This window comes from Nocardiopsis sp. TNDT3 (assembly GCF_003427465.1).
In the GTDB taxonomy this organism is placed as follows: domain Bacteria; phylum Actinomycetota; class Actinomycetes; order Streptosporangiales; family Streptosporangiaceae; genus Nocardiopsis; species Nocardiopsis dassonvillei.
On the sequence record NZ_QPFC01000646.1, the window covers coordinates 1 to 1,967 of the forward strand.

Genomic DNA, 1,967 nt, shown 5'->3' on the forward strand with positions numbered 1-1,967 from the left:
GTCCCCGACCGCTGTCGGGGACCGGCCCGGCCGAATCACCCGCTAGCCGAGGAGTTTGTGGCAGTGTCGAAGAAGCTTTTCGTCGAGATCGTCTCGCCCGAACGTGAGATTTGGGCGGGCGAGGGCGACATGGTCATCGCGAAGACCGTCGAGGGTGAGATGGGCGTCCAGCCCGGGCACGTCCCGGTGCTGTCGCTGCTCGCCCACGACGCGGTCGTCCGCGTGCTGGGCGCGCGGGAGACCGGCGAGGTCCGGGCCGCCGCGCACGGCGGGTTCGTCTCGGTCTCGGGTGAGGGACGCGTCTCCATCCTCGCCGAGACCGCCGAGCTCGCCGAGGACATCGATGTGGACCGCGCGCGTACGGCGCTGAAGGGCGCGGCCGAGTCCGGCGACAACGTCGCCCTGGGCCGTGCCCGCAGCCGTCTGCGGGCCGCGGGCGAGGAAGTCGCCTAGCGTAGGACGGCGGGACGAGTGGTGGGCATGCAACGGCTCCGGCCCGGAGCACCCTGGTGGGAGTCCGCGCTGTGGGTGTTCCTCGCCCTGCTCGTCGTCCTGCTGGCGCTGGCGCTCGCCGTCACCCTGCGCCGCTGGATCCTCGTACGGCGCGGCGGCGCGGTGGAGTGCTACCTGCGCGCCGTCGGGGCGCGGGGCCGCAGGGGGTCCTGGCGTATCGGCTTCGGCCGGTACGGCACGGAGAACCTGGGCTGGTTCCCGATCTTCTCCCTCAGACCGCGGCCGACAGCCAGGCTGTCGCGCCGCGGTCTCGTCGTCGTGGGGCGGCGCGCCCCCGCCGGGGACGAGGGCCTGCCCGCGGACCTCACGGTGCTCCAGGTGGGCTGGTTGCTCGCCGACGGCTCCGACCCCCGCGAGGCGGCCTACGAGATCGCCATGGGCGAGGGCACCCAGACCGGCTTCCTGTCGTGGCTGGAGTCGATGCCCCCGGGAACGCACTGGGAGAGCTGAGTTTGCGCGTGGGTGGTTCCCCCGCGCGCCCCCGTGTGCCTAGCATGGCCGACATGAGTACGATCGTCGCTTTCTCCGTCGCCCCTCTCGGAACCGGTGAGTCCGTCGCCCCCGCCGTCGCACGCGCGGTGCGGGTGGTCCGGGAGAGCGGACTGCCCAACGAGACCTCCGCCATGTTCACCAGCGTCGAGGGTGAGTGGGACGAGGTCATGGACGTCGTCAAGCGCGCCGTGCAGGCCGCGGGGGAGGGCGCCTCCCGGGTCAGCCTCACCCTCAAGGCCGACGTCCGCGAGGGCGTCACCGACGGCTTGCGCAGCAAGGTCGAGGCCGTCGAACGCGAACTCGGCGACGCCTGAGACCGGGCCTTTCGCGGGGCGCGGCGCGGCCGTGCCCCGTGTCCTCTTCCCCTGGGCGGCCGGACACGGCAGGATGCGGTTCCATGCTCGCCTCGCGACTTCCCCGGCTCCTGGGCCCCGCCCTCCTCGTCCCCCTGCTCGCCGCCTGCCAGCCCTCGGGCGGCCACGTCGGCGCCGTGGCCACGGGCCACTTCTCCGCCGCGCACGTGTTCCCCGTGCTGGTCGTGGCCTGGTGCGGTGACGCCTCCCCCCGCCAGATCGACCTGACCGGCGGCGGACAGCGGATCCACCTGATCGCCACCCGCGACTTCGACGGCAACCGGACCGAGGTGGACCTGGCCGCCCCCGGTGACGCCTGGCGGATCACCGACGGCGACGGACGGCAGGTCTACCGTCTGGTCCCGGAGTCGGAGGGGGAGGAGTACACGGTCGGAATCGGCTCGCGGGAGGCCCCGCCGGGCGAGGAGACCGAGCACGACATCGGCACGGTCGCGTTCACGACCGGGGTGCTGGCCGAGGAGCAGGGCGTGTACGCCGCCGCCGGGGGGTCGGCCGAGGCGGAGTTCGTCCCGGAGGAGGAGTTCCCGCCCGAGTGCTGAGGGGCCGGGGCCGCCCTCGTCCCGGAGTGTCCGGCGCCCCCGCCCTCCC

Annotated in this window: 4 protein-coding genes; all 4 read left to right on the top strand. The window is 73.8% G+C overall.

The annotated features are described in order from the left end of the window. Positions 1 to 63: 63 nt before the first annotated feature. The 4 genes from DQW06_RS16335 (at position 64) to DQW06_RS16350 (ending at position 1,918) form a co-directional block, all read left to right on the top strand. On the top strand, positions 64 to 453 hold the full coding sequence (locus DQW06_RS16335) for a F0F1 ATP synthase subunit epsilon (protein WP_013151392.1): 390 nt from the start codon (positions 64 to 66) through the stop codon (positions 451 to 453). 27 nt (positions 454 to 480) lie between these two features. Then, positions 481 to 963: a DUF2550 domain-containing protein gene (locus DQW06_RS16340; RefSeq protein ID WP_013151393.1), complete on the top strand. Its 483-nt coding sequence runs from the start codon at positions 481 to 483 to the stop codon at positions 961 to 963. 44 nt (positions 964 to 1,007) lie between these two features. Beyond that, the gene (locus DQW06_RS16345) at positions 1,008 to 1,319 is read left to right on the top strand and encodes an MTH1187 family thiamine-binding protein (RefSeq protein ID WP_013151394.1); all 312 of its coding nucleotides are present in this window, start codon (positions 1,008 to 1,010) and stop codon (positions 1,317 to 1,319) included. Positions 1,320 to 1,402: 83 nt separating this feature from the next. Then, a complete protein-coding gene (locus DQW06_RS16350) occupies positions 1,403 to 1,918 on the top strand; it encodes a hypothetical protein (protein WP_013151395.1) in 516 nt (171 codons plus the stop codon). The last annotated feature ends 49 nt before the right edge of the window (positions 1,919 to 1,967 follow it).

Coding starts and splice junctions, on each gene's coding strand:
- DQW06_RS16340 (WP_013151393.1), top strand. CDS start 481: ATGCAACGGCTCCGGCCCGGAGCACCCTGGTGGGAGTCCGCGCTGTGG.
- DQW06_RS16345 (WP_013151394.1), top strand. CDS start 1,008: ATGGCCGACATGAGTACGATCGTCGCTTTCTCCGTCGCCCCTCTCGGA.
- DQW06_RS16350 (WP_013151395.1), top strand. CDS start 1,403: ATGCTCGCCTCGCGACTTCCCCGGCTCCTGGGCCCCGCCCTCCTCGTC.